Origin of the sequence: Clostridium sp. D46t1_190503_E9, from assembly GCF_015555225.1 — a bacterium.
In the GTDB taxonomy this organism is placed as follows: domain Bacteria; phylum Bacillota; class Clostridia; order Clostridiales; family Clostridiaceae; genus Clostridium.
In genome coordinates, this window is record NZ_JADNKB010000006.1 from 66235 (window position 1) to 82435 (window position 16201).

Consider the following 16201-nt stretch of genomic DNA (forward strand, 5'->3'; position numbering starts at 1 on the left):
AATAGATGGCAAATAAAGACTATTATGCATCCCTTGGGCTTGAAAAGGGAGCTTCAGATGAAGAAATAAAAAAGGCCTTTAGAAAGCTAGCTATAAAATATCATCCTGATAAAAACCAAGGAGACAAAGAAGCAGAGGATAAGTTTAAAGAAATAAATGAAGCTTATCAAGTGCTTTCAGATCCTGAGAAAAAAGCAAGATATGATCAGTTTGGAACGGCTGATTTTGATGGAAGTGGATTTGGATCAGGTGGATTTGGTGGCTTTGACTTCTCAGATATGGGAGGTTTTGGAGATATATTTGATAGCTTCTTTGGTGGTGGCGGCGGTGGCAGCAGAAGACGAAATGGACCACAAAGAGGTGCTGATTTAGAATATACAGTTAATTTAACGTTTGAAGAGGCAATATTTGGAGTAGAAAAGGAAATTTCTATAAATAGAAGTGAAACTTGTGATTCATGTAAAGGTAGTGGAGCTAAAACTGGAACTTCAGCAAAGACTTGTCCAACATGTAATGGGCAAGGTCAAGTAAGAGTACAAAGACAAACACCTTTAGGAAGTTTTGTTAGTACTTCAACATGTAATACATGTGGTGGTAGTGGTAAAGTAATAGATGAACCATGTAATACATGTCATGGAAAAGGAAATGTTAGAAAGAATAGAAAAATAACTGTTAATATTCCAGCTGGAGTAGATACAGGAAATGTTATGCCGCTTAGAGGACAAGGAGATCATGGAACTAATGATGGCACTCCAGGAGATTTATATGTAAGAATAAATGTTGCTCCATCTAAGAAATTTACAAGAAAGGGAAATGATATATATATAGATACTCATATATCTATGGGAAAAGCAGCATTAGGAACTGAAATAACTGTTGCAACTGTGGATGGAGATGTAAAATATACAATCCCAGCAGGAACACAATCAGGTACTTTATTTAGATTAAAAGGAAAAGGTGTTCCAAGAGTAAATTCATCAGGTAGAGGAGATCAATACGTTAAGGTAATTGTTGATATCCCTAAGAACCTAAATGACAAGCAAAAAGATGCGCTAAAGGCATTTATGGAAGCATGTGGAGAAAATGTTGGTGATGTAACTCCTCATAAAAAAGGACTTAAAGATTTATTTAAATAAAAGGATTAGCGTGACGCTAATCTTTTTTTATAAAATCTATAATATATGCACACAATACTAAAAGTGATATACTTACATTATAAGTTTTCCCTATCATTACTATAGGAATATCTAATAAATGCAGATTATATTTAGTGATATAATTAACAATAGTATGAATTTAATAAAGAGGTGGTAAAAAATGAATAAACTAAAAGAAGTTCTATATGGAGAAATAGAAGAATTTAGAAAAGAAGGACACAAATTTTTAAATGGGGAATTAAATGTAATGCAATTTAAACATGCATCTGGAGGATTTGGTGTATATGCACATAGGGGTGGTAAGGAATTTATGATAAGGCTTAGAATTCCTTCAGGTATAACTAATGTTGATGAGATGTATAAAGTCTATGGCTTTGCGGAAAAGTATGGATTAGATAAAATACATTTTACAACACGACAAGCAATTCAATTACACGGACTAAGTATAGATGAAGTTTGCGATTTAATGAAGGAAGCTTTAGATAATGATATATATACTAGAGGTGCAGGTGGTAATTATCCAAGAAATGTTGCTATGTCACCATTATCAGGTGTTGATCCAGAAGAGGAATTTGATGTAACTCCTTATGCTATAGCTGTAGGAAATTATTTTTTAGAAAGAATATATACTTATAAGCTTCCTAGAAAACTAAAGGTTTCATTTTCAAGCAGTGAATATGATGCAGCACATTGTACAGTTCAAGATTTAGGTTTTGTTGCGGTAAATAAGGATGGAAAAAAATATTTTCAAATATATTTAGGTGGAGGATTAGGACAAAATCCTAGAAAAGCAGTTAAATATTATGATTTAGTTGAAGCAAAAGATGTACTTTATTATGTAGAAGCAATGGTAAGCTTATTTAAAGCTGAAGGAAATTATGAAAATAGAAATAAAGCGCGTGTTAGATATATTTTAGATAGAATGGGCGAAAAGGATTTCTTAGAATGTTATAAAAAACATATCGAAGAAGTCATGGAAAAGGGTAATTTAGAAATACAAGTTGAAGATAAGGTTTATAATAAAGAAGGAATAGAAGTAGCAATTAATAATCCAAGAATTATCAAACAAAAACAAACAGGATTATATAGTGTTTATCTTCATCCAATTGGAGGACAATTACCTGTTAGTGATTTAAAAGCAATTTTAGATACTATAAAAAACTTTGAAGATGTAGAAATTAGATTAGCTATGACAGAAGGAGTTTATTTTAGAAACTTAAACGGCAATGAAGCAAAAGAGTTATTAGAATTAACTGAAAACATGGGTGCTAAAACTGATTTCGAACAAAGTGTATCTTGCATAGGGGTTCCAACATGTCAAATTGGTATATGCAATAGCCAAGGAACTTTAAACTCAATAATGGAATACTTTAAAGAAAAAGAATACAAATCAGATGTATTACCAAAAGTTTACATATCAGGATGCGGTAATTCTTGTGGAGTTCATCAAATTGGGGCTATAGGATTTACAGGAAAGAAAAAGAGAGTTGGAGAAAAGATAGAAGAGTGTTTTGCTATGTCTGCTGGTGGATCATTTGGTGTAGGAAAAACAAACTTAGGAAATCCTTATGGTGATATTCCAGCAAATAGGATTCCAGAACTTTTATATGAACTTTCTAAAGAAATAGAAGCTAGCAATTTAAAATTTGAAGAATATCTAGAAGAAAAAGAAGAAAGTTTTAAAGAAATAGTAAATAAATACGCAGTATAGATATTTAATTAACTACCTTCGCCTTATAGTAGAAAATAATTATGATAATAAATATTTACAAATAATTATTATCGGGTATAATTTAAATATATAATTATATGAGATTTTGGAAAAGATAAAATAGAAATCTTAAAGTAAGGAGAAGGGAAAATGAAACAAGTAAAATTTCAAGGATCACCAATAACATTAGAAGGAAATACATTAAATGTTGGAGATAAGTTACCAAACTTTTCAGTTACAACAAATGATTTAGGAGAATTTACTCTTAATGATACAAAGGGTGTTAGAGTATTTTTAACAGTACCTTCAATAGATACACCAGTTTGTGATATGGAAGTAAAGAGATTTAATAAAGAAGTAGATAGTTTAGATGGAGTAACTTGTTATACTATTTCAATGGATTTACCATTTGCACAAGCAAGATGGTGTGGATCAGAAGGAGTAGAAAAAGTTAAGACTTTATCAGATTATAAGGATAGAAGCTTTGCTAAGGCTACTGGAACTTATGCTAAGGAATTAGGTTTATTAACAAGAGCGTCATTTGTTGTAGATTCAAATGGTATTGTAACCTTTGTTGAATATCTTGATGAAATAACAAGTGAACCAAGTTATGATAAAGTTTTAGAAGCAGCTAAAGCAGCAAAATAATATATATTAAAAATTAAAAGTATTTGGGTTTACCAAATACTTTTAATTTTTATATTTTATTTAAAAGGAATTAATTACTTTAGTTTTAAATATAGACAGAAAGTTAACATAAGTGTAAAATAATAAATTAGTCAAAGTATGTTTGAAAGGACTGATTTAATAAATGCAAGGAACTTGGATAGAGGTTAGAGTTATAACTAAAAGTGAGGCACTAGAACCTGTTTCTGGAATATTTTATGGATTAGATTGTAAAGGAGTTGCAATTGAAGATCCAAATGACATATTAGAAAGAGAACAAGGACCATTAACTTGGGATTTTGCAGATATCAATGTATTAGAACATAAAGGAAAAGTTGCAGTGGTTAAAGCTTATTTTTCAGAAGAAGATAATATAGATGAGATAATAAATTATGTAAATGAAAAAATGAGTGAAATTAAGGAACTTGGAATTGATACAGGAGTAGCTAAAGTAGAAAGTGAAAAAATGTTTGAAGAAGACTGGGCTAATACATGGAAAAAGTATTATAAGCCAACTAAGGTTGGAGAAAAGATAGTTGTAAAGCCTATATGGGAAGAATATGATGCCAAGGGGGAGGAGCTAGTAATAGAGCTTGATCCTGGTATGGCATTTGGAACAGGTACACATGAAACAACAAGAATGTGTATGCAATCTTTAGAAAAGTATGTAAAGGAAGATAGTACTGTTTTTGATGTTGGATGTGGATCAGGAATTCTTGCTATAGCAGCAGCAAAACTTGGTGCTAAAATGGCTGTTGGAGTTGATTTAGATCCAGTTGCAGTTGAATCTGCTAAAGAAAATGTTGGATATAATAATTTAGATAATATACAAATACTATATGGTAATTTAGTAGAAGTAATTGATGGGAAAGCAGACATAGTTGTTGCTAATATAATTGCAGAAGTTATATGTATATTAACAGAAGATGTAAAAAGAGTTTTAAAGGATAATGGATACTTTATTACTTCTGGAATAATACATGATAGGGTAGATATGGTTACTAAAAAGCTTGAAGAAACTGGCTTTGAAGTAGTAGAGATAAATAAAGATGGGGAATGGAACTGTATAGTTGCCAAAGTAAAATAGTTTTAAGGAGAATGAACAATGCATAAATTTTTTACTCCTAAAGAAAATTTTATAGACAATAAAGCCAAAATCTTAGGTGATGATGTAAAACATTTATATAAAGTATTAAGGCTAAATGAAGGGGATAAAATAGTCTTAAATAATTGTGCTGGTGAAGAATTTTTAGCTACTATTTCATCTATAACAAAGCAAGAAGTACTTGTTGAAATAGAAGAAAAACTTCAAATAAACAATGAAAGTAGTGTAAAGATATATTTATTTCAAGGATTGCCAAAGGCGCAAAAGATGGATTTAATAGTACAAAAAGGTACAGAACTTGGAATTGCTGAGTTTATACCAACTTTAACAGAAAGAGTTGATATAAAGCTAAAAGGCGATTTTAAAAAGTTAGATAGACTAAATAGAATAGCTTTAGAAGCAGCTAAGCAAAGTAAAAGAAGTTTAATACCAAATGTAGTGGAGCCAATAACTTTTAATGAAGCTTTAGATAAAATGAAGAATTTAGATTTAGTTATAGTTCCATATGAAAACGCAGAAAACTTTGGAATTAAAACTTTATTTAATAGCACTGATATTGATAAGACTAAAATAAAAACTGTTGGAATACTAGTTGGTCCTGAAGGTGGATTTGAAGAAGATGAAATAAATAAACTAAAAGAAAATGGTGCTTATATAGTAACTTTAGGAAGTAGAATCCTTAGAACAGAGACAGCAGGTTTTGTAGCTACTTCTTTAGTTCAATATGAGCTAGGAGATTTAGGAGGAAATTAATAATGAAAGTTGCATTTTCTACATTAGGATGTAGAGTTAACGTATATGAATCAGAAGCAATGGCTGAAAAGTTTATAAGAGAAGGCTATGAAGTTGTGGATGCGAGTGAAGCAGCTGATGTATATGTAATAAATACTTGTACTGTTACTAATATGGGTGATAAAAAATCAAGACAAATTATAAGTAGAGCAAGAAGATTGAATGAGAATGCTACAGTAGCAGTTGTAGGATGTTATTCACAAATTGCACCTAAAGAAGTTTCAGAAATACCAGGAGTAGATGTAGTTCTTGGAACAAGAAATAAAGGCGATGTTGTTTACTATGTAAATAAGGCTAGAGATGAAGGAAAGTCACAAGTTCATGTTGAAGGTGTACTTAAAAATAGAAAGTTTGAAGAATTAAATATAGAAGAATATCAAGATAAAACAAGAGCATTCTTAAAAATACAAGATGGATGTAATAGATTTTGTACATATTGTATAATTCCATATTCAAGAGGATCAGTATGTTCAAAAGATCCTAAGAAAGTATTAGAAGAAGTTAATAAATTAGCAGAGCATGGATTTAAAGAAATAATATTATCTGGAATACATACAGCTTCTTATGGATTAGATTTAGAAGGAAGTGTAAACTTAATAGACATAATAGAAGAGATAGAAAAAGTAGAAGGAATAGAAAGAATAAGAATAGGATCAATTGAGCCTGCATTCTTTACTCCTGAAGTTATAGAAAAGATAAAGAAGTTTAAGAAGTTATGCCCACATTTCCATTTATCACTACAAAGTGGATGTGATGCTACACTTAAGAGAATGAATAGAAGATATACTGCTAAAGAATATGCGGATTCTGTAAAGCTACTAAGAGAAACTATGCCAGATGTATCTATAACAACAGATGTTATAGTTGGTTTTCCAGGAGAAACGGAAGAGGAATTTAATGAAACATATGAGTTCTTAAAAAATATTAAGCTTACTAAAACTCACGTATTTAAATATAGTCCAAGAAAAGGAACTAAAGCTGCAGATATGCAAGATCAAATTGATGGAAGCATAAAGGAAAAAAGAAGTAAGTTATTAATAGAATTAAGCAATAAAAATGAAAAAGAATTCATAGAAAAATTCATAGGAAAAGAAATGGATGCACTTATAGAAACAGAAGTAAAAGGTAAAGATGGTATCTATGAAGGATATACAAGAAACTATATAAAGGTTCAAGTACCATGTACATGTGCAGATGTTACTGGTAAAATAGTTGATATAGAAATTATAGAAGTAGAAAATGAAATAGGAATAGCAAAACTGTTATAGAATTGATAGGTTACAATGCATAATGGATAATTAAGGTGATAATTTAACTTTGTTAAATTATTGGAATAATTATTATATTTTATATAAAAATAAGTTTATAATCAAACTAATAAAAAATTATCAATTGTCAATTAACCATTATCAATTAAAGAAAGGGGTGAATTTATGGATTGTATTTTTTGCAAAATTATAAATGGGGAAATACCAAGTAAAAAGATTTATGAGGATGAAAAGGTCATAGCTTTTCATGATATAAGCCCTGAAGCTCCTGTACATTTTTTGGTTATACCTAAGGAGCATATACAAAATGTAAATGAATTAAATGAAGAAAATTCTAATATTATTTCACACATTTTCTTAGTTATTAATAAACTAGTAAAGGAGCTAAATATAGCTGAATCAGGATATAGAATTGTTAATAACTGTGGAAAAGATGGTGGTCAGACAGTTGACCATATTCATTTTCATGTGCTAGGACAAAGAGAATTAAAATGGCCACCAGGCTAAAGAGTTTTTTATCTCAGAGGTTGACTTTAAGATGTGCCTATTGTATAATATAGCGTGTGTTATTAAGCCCGTAGCTGAGTTAAATTAATTAATTTGAGCTAGCGGAGGGAGGGATAATAGATGTCAGAAATAAAAGTTGGAGAAAACGAAACACTTGAAAGTGCATTAAGAAGATTCAAGAGAAAATGCGCTAGAGCTGGAGTTCTTTCAGAAGTTAGAAAGAGAGAACACTATGAAAAGCCAAGCGTGAAGAGAAAGAAAAAATCAGAAGCTGCTAGAAAGAGAAAATTCAAGTAGGAACTATTTTGGTTTGAAATTTTAATAGAACTTAATTAGAAGCTATTATTGGAGGCTACAATTTATCCAATAACTCTGAATGTATTATTTATAATACATTAAGGTTGAGGACTATAGTTATATATTTTAGCAAAAATAAGTGTAAGAATTATTATACTTGAATTAAAGGGAATAAACAGGATTTAATTAATTGGATATTCTAAAGAAGTAGATCTTGTTATAGTACCTTCCTCAGCAGTTATAAAAGAAAAAATAAAATTATTAAAGGAACGGCTACACCATAGGTGTTAATAACATTTAAGATATAGCTAGGTTTTAATTAGCTTAGTTATGACAAATTAAAGTCAATTTATAATAAGAATATTAACTAATAAATAAAGCAAAAGGAACTTATTTAGTTCCTTTTGCTTTTTTGTTATTCAGAAATATATTTTATAAGGCATTGAAATTCTGACTTTATAAACTCAAATAAATTATAAGTAATTTTCTGTATATCTTTATCATAAAGTACTATTAGGAAAGATATAAGGAGAGAAGATTATGCAAAGAAAAATGGAGAAGAGCAGAGAAATAATAGCAGAAACTTTTGACTTACCTAAAGATATAGTTTTAAATGTTCCTAAAATAACTATTATAGGAAATGATGAAATAACAATAGAAAATCATAAAGGAATAATACTATTTGAGAGAAATATTATAAAAGTAAATACAAAAGTAAAGACAATTAATATTGAAGGTGAGAATTTTGAAATACTTTATATTGGAGACTCTACAATAACAATTAGCGGAAAATTTAAATCTATATCATACGAGGTGTAATATGGCAACAGGAGTTTTTGATAGTGGAAAAGTAGTAGTTGAAGTTAACATATTAAAACCAGAAAGACTTTTAAACATATTATGGAGCGAAAATATAAATGTTATAAATGTTAAGAGGATAGATATAGCAACGATTAGAGTAACAATTGATTATAATGATTATAGTGTTTTAATGGATGCTGTAAAAAGACTGAATGGAAAAAGTAGAGTTGTAGGAAGTACTGGTATCTTATTTTTTATAGGAAAATTAAAGAGTAAATTGTTTTTAGCCATAGGAGGAGGAATATTTATAGTAATGTTATTATATCTTTCTACTTATGTATGGAGTATAGAAATAACTACTAAAAAGAATGTATCACCTTATGAGTTAAGACAACAATTATATGAAATAGGAATAAAGCCAGGAATAAGCAAAGATAAAATAGATGTTAAAGATGTAGAGAAGAAACTAGAGGACGTGAATTCAGATATTTTATGGTTAAGAGCCAGAATAGAAGGTTCAACACTTAAGATATTTATAGAAGAGAAGGTAAATCCGCCAGAAGTTAAAGAAGCAAAACAAGGGAATTTAGTTGCAAAGATGGATGGAGAAGTAAGTAGGGTTTACGCTTTTTCTGGTAGATCAGCAGTTCATGTTGGAGATATGGTGAAAGCTGGGGATGTCGTTATAGAAGGAATTAACGGTAAAGAGGAAGATCCATATGAAGTTGTACCAGAAGGTGTAGTTATGGCAAATACTTTTTATGAAAAGAGTATGACTACTAAAGTAGAGGGAACAGAACTAAAAAGAAGTGGTGAGAAAGATAGTGATATATATATAGAAATATTAGGAAAAAAAATTTATCTGAAAAAAGCTATAAAAGATTTTGAAGAGTATGATAAAATAGAAGAGAGTGGAAAAATTATAAAGAAGGACAATTATTTTGAAAAGAAAGAGTTTCCGGTTACATACACAAAAGAAGAGGCAATTGATAATGCAGTAAAGCAATTAGAGGAATCTCTTTATAATAATTTAACTAGAGAGGCTAAAGTGGTCGATAGAATAATAAGCACAAAGGACAGTTCTGATGGGAATATAATAGTAAATGTAGTATTTGTTGTAGAACAAAATATAGTAAATAATGAGCCAGTAGATTATTAAAAACAAAAGGGATTAGAGGGTGATGGACTTGTTTTGGAATAAAGAAAAGAGAAAAGATGATATAAAATACAAAAGAGGATTTACTTATCTAACTGTATTCTTAGCAATATACTTACTTTTATTAACAGTGATTGCACCTAAAAGGCATAATCTTTCAGTAGGAGATATAGCAACTGTAGATATAAAAGCACCTATTGATACTGTTGATGAAATTGCAACTAAGCAAAAAGAAGAAGAGGCTATGGCCAAAGCGAGAGAAGATAAGCAGTATATAGTTAAAAGTGAGGTAAAGACTCAAGCAATTGAAAATGTTAATAAACTATTCAATAAGATTGTATCTGAAAATTCTTCTAACAAGGAAGAAAAGGATAAGATAGCTGAAATAAAAAAAATCGAAGAATTTAGTTTAACTGATGATGAGTATAAAATATTAGTTGAATTAAAGGAAAAAGCATCTGAAATACAACATTTAGTAGTAGATGTACTAGAGACAGTTTATAAGGAAGAAATAGAAGAAAATAAATATGAAGATTTATTAGAAGCAAAATCAATAGCAGATAACCAATTATTTAATAGTAATATAGACAGAGAATTAGAAGATGTTTTGAAGAATATATGCCATACGCAAATAAAACCAAATAAGTTTGTTGATAATGATAAAATGGAGGAAGCTGTTAAAGAAGCTCAAAAGAGCGTTCCAAAAGAAATAATAAAGAAAAATCAAATAATAGTAAAAGAAGGTGAACCTGTAACTGAAAGACAAATAGAAGTTTTAAAAGAATTAGGTCTTTTAAATAATGGTACAACAAAAAGTTATTTATTTTCATTTATTTCTTTAGGAATATTAGTTGCTTTAGTATTAGCTATTCAGTATAGATATATCTTTAAGGAAAAGCCTGAAGTATTTAAAAATACTAAAATGATAATACTTATAAGTAGTATAAATCTTATAATAATTTTGATTTCAATTGGATTAAATGTAATTTCTCCATATTTAATACCATTAGTTTGTAGTGCTATGCTTATGACAATATTAATTGATTATAAGATATCTTTAGTTATAAACTTATTAAACATAATATTTATAGCTATAATAGTTGGATTTAATCCATCGGTAGTTGTTTTATCTATATTAAGTGTTGTTCTTGGATCAACTGGTCTTAAAAAAGTTCAACAAAGAAATGATATTATATATTCGACTGTTTATATAACTGGTATATTAGCCTTATTCTCATTTACTTTAGGGATGATTTCATCCAATAATATAAAAGAGATATTGATTCAAACTGGATATACAGCAATAGGAATTTTGCTTTCAGGAATTCTAGCAGTTGGATTATTACCTTTCTTTGAGTCAATATTTGATGTAGTTACTAATATAAAGTTATTAGAATTATCAAATCCAAATCAGCCATTAATGAAAAAACTATTAATGGAGGCACCAGGCACATATCACCATAGTATGATGGTTGCTAATTTAGCAGAAGCTGCTGCGGAGGCTGTTGGAGGAAACCCAGTTGTTGCTAGAGTAGGTGCTTATTATCATGATATTGGAAAAACGAAAAGACCATACTTTTTTGGGGAAAATCAAATGGGAAAAGAAAATCCACATAATAAGATAACACCTAATTTAAGTACATTAATTATCTTATCTCATACAAAAGATGGTTTAGAAATGGCTAGGGAGCATAAAATTCCTAAGGTAATTCAAGATATGATAGAACAACATCATGGAACTACGTTAGTTAAATACTTTTATTATAAACTTAAGAATTCATCAGATAAACCAGAGGAAATTAAGGAAGAGGATTTTAGATATCCAGGTCCAATTCCATCTTTTAAGGAATCAGGAATTTTGATGCTTTCAGATAGTGTAGAAGCTGCTGTAAGGTCAATTAATGAGCCTACAAAGGGTAAAATAGAAGAGATGGTAAATAATATAATAAATGATAAACTTAACTCTAGACAGCTTGTGAATTGTGATTTAACATTAAAAGATATAGAGATTATAAGAAAGACTTTTCTTAAGACATTAGATGGAATATATCATCATAGAATTGAATATCCAACTGAAAAGAAAGTTAAATAACTAAGTAATTAAATTTTATAAGGGATTTGATAGGGGAGGGTATCATACCTTTCCCTTTAATTTTAGAAAATAATAAAGGAGATAAAAATGTTATATACTGAAAATAGACAAGATAAATTAGAGGTTACAGAAGATTTTATAGAAAGATTAAGTGATGTATGTGATTTTGCATTAAAAGAAGAAGGGGTAGAATGTCAATATCAAATTTCTTTATTGTTTGTTGATAATGAAGAAATAAGAGAAATTAATAATGAAACAAGAAATATTGATAGAGCAACAGATGTACTATCTTTTCCTATGTTAGATTTTGAAGATAAGAAAGTTTTTAATGAAATGTATTTAAACTATGATTTTGATGAGACTTTCAAAGATGGAGATGAATTAATTTTAGGAGATATGGTTTTATCTTTGGAAAGAGCTTTAGAACAAAGTGAGGAATATGGTCATTCATATGAAAGAGAAGTTGGCTATTTAGTAGTACATTCAATTCTTCACTTATTAGGTTATGATCATATGGAAGAGGATGATAAAAAAAGAATGAGAAAAAGAGAGGAAGAAATATTAAATAAATTGCAAATTAGAAGATAATACTATAAGTGGGGGTAGCTTATGAAAATAAAGAAGATGGTGGAGAGCTTTAACTATGCGATAAATGGGATTATAGAAACTGTGAGAACACAAAGGAATATGAAAATTCATATATTTGCAGCATTATGCGTACTTTTATCATGTTTTTTATTCGATGTATCGAAGATAGAATTTCTTATTTTAGCAATCACAATCACATTAGTACTCGGAGCTGAAATAATTAATACAGCAATAGAAGCAACTATAGATATGTCTACAAATCATTATCATCCTTTAGCAAAGATAGCAAAAAATGCATCAGCAGGAGCAGTATTAGTCACGGCTATAAATGCTTTGCTTGTAGGATATATAATATTTTGGGATAAGATATCTGATTTGTCTTATGATGTAATACACAAAGTAAAGCAATCAGAACCTTATATGATATTTATAGCATTAGTATTTGTAATTTTAGCTACTTTAATAATAAAATCTATTTTTGGAGAAGGAACGCCGTTAAGAGGTGGAATGCCTAGTGGACATAGTGCTCTTTCATTTTCAATAGCAACAGCAATTTCGTTGATAACAGAAGAACCTATATGTATAGTATTAAGTTATTTAATGGCATTAATAACAGCGCAAAGTAGAGTAGATTCTAACATTCACTCTATCTGGGAGGTTATTGTTGGTGCTCTATTTGGAACTTTATTAACATTATTGATATTTGTTATATTTAAGATATAATATAGTATCTCGGTACTTATATAAATCTTATTAACAATGCTTTAATTTTGTAAAAGTAATGATATAATAAAAGATACAATAATTTTGAAAATACAAAGAGCAAATAATATTAATAAAAATAAGGATAAATATCTAATTAAAACTTTTGAAAAGTAATGCTAAAAGCATTGATTAAAAGAATTAGATAATTAGGAGGAAAAATGTTTAAATCAGGATTTGTAACAATAGTAGGTAGACCCAATGTAGGAAAATCAACTTTATTAAATCATATAATGGGAGAAAAACTATCCATAGTATCAAATAAACCACAAACTACTAGAAATAATATACAAACAATATTAACAGGGAAAGATCATCAATTAGTATTCGTAGATACACCAGGAATACATAAACCTAAGCATAAATTAGGAGAATACATGGTTAACTCAGCAAAAGATTCTATAAAAGAAGTAGATCTTGTATTATTCTTAATAAATCCTGAAGAGGAGATAGGAAGAGGAGATAAATTTATAATAGAGACTTTAAAGAATCAAAAAGCTCCTGTATTTTTAGTAGTAAATAAAATTGATGAATTTACTCAAGAGAGAGTTGCAAAGACTCTTCAAATGTATTCATCAGAATTAGATTTTAAAGAAATAATTCCTATTTCAGCACTTAGAGGGAAAAATGTTGATAAATTAGTTGAATTAATGATTGAAACAATGCCAGAAGGACCTAAATACTATCCGGATGATATGATAACAGATGTACAAGAGAGGTTTGTTGTATCAGAGATAGTAAGAGAAAAGGCTTTAAGAACATTAAGAGAAGAAATTCCACATGGAATTGCAGTTGATATAATTCAAATGAAACAAAGTCCAAGTGGAACATGGCATATTGAAGTAGATATGCTTTGTGAGAAGGATTCACATAAAGGAATAATTATAGGTAAGAATGGTCAATGCTTAAAGAAAATAGGCGAAAGTGCAAGATACGAGATAGAAAAATTTTTAGGTGCTAAGGTTAATCTGAAAATTTGGGTAAAGGTAAGAAAAGAGTGGAGAGATAATCAAAACCTATTAAAAGAATTAGGATATAAAAAGGTTAAATAAAATAAGGGGATGGTGTTTCTGTCACTACATAAGTTAAATGCAGTAGTAATAAAAACTAAAGAATTTAAAGAAAATGATAAACTAGTATGGTTATATACAAATAAATTGGGAAAAATAACAGCTATAGCAAAAGGATCAAGAAAAAGTAAGAGTAAGCTTTTATCTCTTACTTTACCTCTATGCTATGGGGAATATGTTTTATTTAAAGGAAAAAGTTTATTTAATCTTCAAGAAGGTAAAATAATTAATTCTTTTCAAGGTTTATTAGATAATTTAGATAAATTGACTTATTCATCCTACATATGTGAGTTAATAGATATATGTGTAGAAGAAGGAGAAACTAATGAAGAGTTATTTAGAGATTTTCTAACTTGTATGTATCTACTTAATACAGATGCATTAGATTATGAAATGCTTATTAGATCCTTTGAACTTAAATTATTAAAAGCAACTGGGTATGGGTTAAACTTAGAAAGTTGTATAAGTTGTAGGAAAAAAATATCGGTATCAAATTATATATCTTTATCACATTATGGTGGGGTTTGTGAGGAATGTTCAAGAGAACATGGAATTTATATTTCAAAGCCTGCATATAATGCTATAAGGTTTTTGATGAAGACTCCTATGGATAAAATATATAAATTAAATGTAAATGCAGACGTAAAGAGGGATATAAGTAAGGTCACGACATTTATTATATCTTCAAACTATTCTAAAAAGCCAAAAAGCTTAGAAATGTTAAATTATATAAAGGAGTGAATAAATATGGGAATAACTTTAGAAAAGGTAGATCAAGTTAAAGAGAGAACTGGTGTAAGCTATGCAGAGGCAAAATATGCTCTTGAAGTAAGCAATGGAGATGTACTAGAAGCGATAATATATATTGAAGGAATAAAGGGAATTAAGCCGGATTATATAGAAGATAATCCAGGAAAAGAAAAATATGAAACTATAGATGAACTTAAAAAGTGGTTAAAAGACTTAATAAATAAGGGAAATGTCACTAGAATTAGAGTTAGCAAGGACGGAAAAGAACTTGTAGATGTTCCTGTTAATGCAGGGATAGCAGCAGGGGTAATTGCTATTATTATTCCACCTATATTAGCTTTTGTTGTTATTGCAGCAGTTGTAACGCAAATAACTATAGAAATAACTAAAGCTGATGGTAGTGTTGAAGTTGTTAATAAATATATAAGTAAGGCTGCAAATGAAATAAAGGATGCTGCTACAGATGTTGCTTGTATGGTTAAAGATAAAGTAAGTGAAGTTAAAAATGAAAAATTTAATAAGGCTAGTGACAATAATAATGAGAAAAAGCAATACGATAAAAATAAACAAGTAGATGAAAATGTATTTACATATACTGTAAATTTCGAAGATGAGGACTAAATTGAAGCAAAATTGAGATAAACAGGAGATACAGTAGAATAAAATAAACAGAAAAGGAATATTCAGCTAATATGACTAATTTTTCGGGAAATTAACTATAGTCAAAGTTTTATAAAATGTTATAATTATAGTGTAAATATCACACTAATCAAACAAATCAAAATTATCTGAATATTCCTTGTAAATGCAGAAAGAGGGATAAATTTGAAATTATCACAAAGGCAAGAGGAAATCATAAGGATAGTAAAAGAAGGACAGCCTGTTACAAGTGAATCTTTAGCAGAGCATCTTGGTGTAACTAGAGCAGCGTTAAGAGCAGATTTAGCTATTTTAACAATGATAGGGATACTTGATGCTAGACCTAAGGTTGGTTATGTATATTTAGGAGAGGCACAAAATACTAGAATATTAGAGAATATTTCTAAGGTTTTAGTTGGAGAAATTATGTCTAAACCGGTTACAGTAAGTGAAGAAACTACAGTGTATGATGCAATCGTATTCTTATTCTTAAATGATGTAGGAACATTGTTTGTAGAAAGTAACGGAGTTTTAGTTGGTGCAGTTTCTAGAAAAGATTTCTTGAAAAATGCTATAGGGGGAACCGATATTCATAAAGTTCCTGTTGGAGTTATAATGACTAGAATGCCAAATATTATATGTGGATATGCGGAAGATAGTGCTTATAGCTTAGCAAAGAAAATTATTGAGCATGAGATCGATAGTATCCCAATAGTAGAAAAAATAGAAACAACAGCTAATGAGAAAAGTCAATTTAAAATAATTGGGAAAATATCAAAAACTAACATAACAAAGCTTTTTGTTAAGCTTGGAGAAGGCAATTAAGAGAAGACTATGGGT

The 16201-nt window shown here is 29.1% G+C and carries 17 protein-coding genes; all 17 read left to right on the forward strand.

All coding sequences use genetic code 11. From position 1 onward, the window contains the following. The first annotated feature begins 5 nt into the window (after window positions 1-5). Window positions 6-1136, forward strand: a complete 1131-nt coding sequence (gene dnaJ, locus I2E83_RS08445) for a molecular chaperone DnaJ (RefSeq protein ID WP_195429411.1) — start codon at window positions 6-8, stop codon at window positions 1134-1136. A gap of 181 nt (window positions 1137-1317) precedes the next feature. Beyond that, window positions 1318-2868, forward strand: coding sequence for a nitrite/sulfite reductase (locus I2E83_RS08450; protein WP_195263262.1), 1551 nt, complete (start codon window positions 1318-1320; stop codon window positions 2866-2868). A gap of 150 nt (window positions 2869-3018) precedes the next feature. Further along, window positions 3019-3516 carry a thiol peroxidase gene (tpx, locus tag I2E83_RS08455; RefSeq protein WP_195429413.1) on the forward strand — a complete coding sequence of 166 codons (498 nt, stop codon included), beginning with the start codon at window positions 3019-3021 and terminating at the stop codon, window positions 3514-3516. Between the two features lie 163 nt (window positions 3517-3679). Then, the gene (gene prmA, locus I2E83_RS08460) at window positions 3680-4621 is read left to right on the forward strand and encodes a 50S ribosomal protein L11 methyltransferase (RefSeq protein WP_195263264.1); all 942 of its coding nucleotides are present in this window, start codon (window positions 3680-3682) and stop codon (window positions 4619-4621) included. An 18-nt stretch (window positions 4622-4639) separates the two neighbouring features. Continuing rightward, window positions 4640-5392 carry a 16S rRNA (uracil(1498)-N(3))-methyltransferase gene (locus I2E83_RS08465; protein ID WP_195429415.1) on the forward strand — a complete coding sequence of 251 codons (753 nt, stop codon included), beginning with the start codon at window positions 4640-4642 and terminating at the stop codon, window positions 5390-5392. A 2-nt stretch (window positions 5393-5394) separates the two neighbouring features. Continuing rightward, window positions 5395-6699 (forward strand): tRNA (N(6)-L-threonylcarbamoyladenosine(37)-C(2))-methylthiotransferase MtaB, encoded by a 1305-nt coding sequence (gene mtaB / locus I2E83_RS08470; RefSeq protein WP_195429417.1) that lies wholly within the window; start codon window positions 5395-5397, stop codon window positions 6697-6699. Window positions 6700-6864: 165 nt separating this feature from the next. Next, a complete protein-coding gene (locus I2E83_RS08475) occupies window positions 6865-7206 on the forward strand; it encodes a histidine triad nucleotide-binding protein (protein WP_195429419.1) in 342 nt (113 codons plus the stop codon). A gap of 120 nt (window positions 7207-7326) precedes the next feature. Further along, the gene (rpsU, locus tag I2E83_RS08480; RefSeq protein ID WP_003441547.1) at window positions 7327-7503 is read left to right on the forward strand and encodes a 30S ribosomal protein S21; all 177 of its coding nucleotides are present in this window, start codon (window positions 7327-7329) and stop codon (window positions 7501-7503) included. A gap of 540 nt (window positions 7504-8043) precedes the next feature. Then, window positions 8044-8322, forward strand: a complete 279-nt coding sequence (gene yqfC, locus I2E83_RS08485; RefSeq protein WP_195263268.1) for a sporulation protein YqfC — start codon at window positions 8044-8046, stop codon at window positions 8320-8322. A gap of 1 nt (window position 8323) precedes the next feature. Further along, complete coding sequence (gene yqfD / locus I2E83_RS08490) at window positions 8324-9463, forward strand: sporulation protein YqfD (protein WP_195263269.1); 1140 nt, start codon at window positions 8324-8326, stop codon at window positions 9461-9463. A 22-nt stretch (window positions 9464-9485) separates the two neighbouring features. Continuing rightward, complete coding sequence (locus I2E83_RS08495) at window positions 9486-11552, forward strand: HDIG domain-containing metalloprotein (RefSeq protein ID WP_195429570.1); 2067 nt, start codon at window positions 9486-9488, stop codon at window positions 11550-11552. Window positions 11553-11639: 87 nt separating this feature from the next. Further along, the gene (gene ybeY / locus I2E83_RS08500) at window positions 11640-12140 is read left to right on the forward strand and encodes an rRNA maturation RNase YbeY (protein ID WP_195263270.1); all 501 of its coding nucleotides are present in this window, start codon (window positions 11640-11642) and stop codon (window positions 12138-12140) included. Between the two features lie 21 nt (window positions 12141-12161). Further along, on the forward strand, window positions 12162-12863 hold the full coding sequence (locus I2E83_RS08505) for a diacylglycerol kinase (RefSeq protein ID WP_195263271.1): 702 nt from the start codon (window positions 12162-12164) through the stop codon (window positions 12861-12863). Window positions 12864-13063: 200 nt separating this feature from the next. Beyond that, entirely contained in the window at window positions 13064-13954 is an 891-nt protein-coding gene (gene era / locus I2E83_RS08510; protein ID WP_195263272.1) for a GTPase Era, read from the forward strand. Window positions 13955-13963: 9 nt separating this feature from the next. After that, window positions 13964-14713 carry a DNA repair protein RecO gene (gene recO / locus I2E83_RS08515; protein WP_195263273.1) on the forward strand — a complete coding sequence of 250 codons (750 nt, stop codon included), beginning with the start codon at window positions 13964-13966 and terminating at the stop codon, window positions 14711-14713. A gap of 6 nt (window positions 14714-14719) precedes the next feature. Then, complete coding sequence (locus I2E83_RS08520; protein ID WP_195263274.1) at window positions 14720-15343, forward strand: DUF4342 domain-containing protein; 624 nt, start codon at window positions 14720-14722, stop codon at window positions 15341-15343. A 204-nt stretch (window positions 15344-15547) separates the two neighbouring features. Further along, window positions 15548-16186, forward strand: a complete 639-nt coding sequence (locus tag I2E83_RS08525) for a helix-turn-helix transcriptional regulator (protein ID WP_195263275.1) — start codon at window positions 15548-15550, stop codon at window positions 16184-16186. Window positions 16187-16201: the final 15 nt, after the last annotated feature.

Coding starts and splice junctions, on each gene's coding strand:
- dnaJ (WP_195429411.1), top strand. CDS start 6: ATGGCAAATAAAGACTATTATGCATCCCTTGGGCTTGAAAAGGGAGCT.
- I2E83_RS08450 (WP_195263262.1), top strand. CDS start 1,318: ATGAATAAACTAAAAGAAGTTCTATATGGAGAAATAGAAGAATTTAGA.
- tpx (WP_195429413.1), top strand. CDS start 3,019: ATGAAACAAGTAAAATTTCAAGGATCACCAATAACATTAGAAGGAAAT.
- prmA (WP_195263264.1), top strand. CDS start 3,680: ATGCAAGGAACTTGGATAGAGGTTAGAGTTATAACTAAAAGTGAGGCA.
- I2E83_RS08465 (WP_195429415.1), top strand. CDS start 4,640: ATGCATAAATTTTTTACTCCTAAAGAAAATTTTATAGACAATAAAGCC.
- mtaB (WP_195429417.1), top strand. CDS start 5,395: ATGAAAGTTGCATTTTCTACATTAGGATGTAGAGTTAACGTATATGAA.
- I2E83_RS08475 (WP_195429419.1), top strand. CDS start 6,865: ATGGATTGTATTTTTTGCAAAATTATAAATGGGGAAATACCAAGTAAA.
- rpsU (WP_003441547.1), top strand. CDS start 7,327: ATGTCAGAAATAAAAGTTGGAGAAAACGAAACACTTGAAAGTGCATTA.
- yqfC (WP_195263268.1), top strand. CDS start 8,044: ATGCAAAGAAAAATGGAGAAGAGCAGAGAAATAATAGCAGAAACTTTT.
- yqfD (WP_195263269.1), top strand. CDS start 8,324: ATGGCAACAGGAGTTTTTGATAGTGGAAAAGTAGTAGTTGAAGTTAAC.
- I2E83_RS08495 (WP_195429570.1), top strand. CDS start 9,486: ATGGACTTGTTTTGGAATAAAGAAAAGAGAAAAGATGATATAAAATAC.
- ybeY (WP_195263270.1), top strand. CDS start 11,640: ATGTTATATACTGAAAATAGACAAGATAAATTAGAGGTTACAGAAGAT.
- I2E83_RS08505 (WP_195263271.1), top strand. CDS start 12,162: ATGAAAATAAAGAAGATGGTGGAGAGCTTTAACTATGCGATAAATGGG.
- era (WP_195263272.1), top strand. CDS start 13,064: ATGTTTAAATCAGGATTTGTAACAATAGTAGGTAGACCCAATGTAGGA.
- recO (WP_195263273.1), top strand. CDS start 13,964: ATGGTGTTTCTGTCACTACATAAGTTAAATGCAGTAGTAATAAAAACT.
- I2E83_RS08520 (WP_195263274.1), top strand. CDS start 14,720: ATGGGAATAACTTTAGAAAAGGTAGATCAAGTTAAAGAGAGAACTGGT.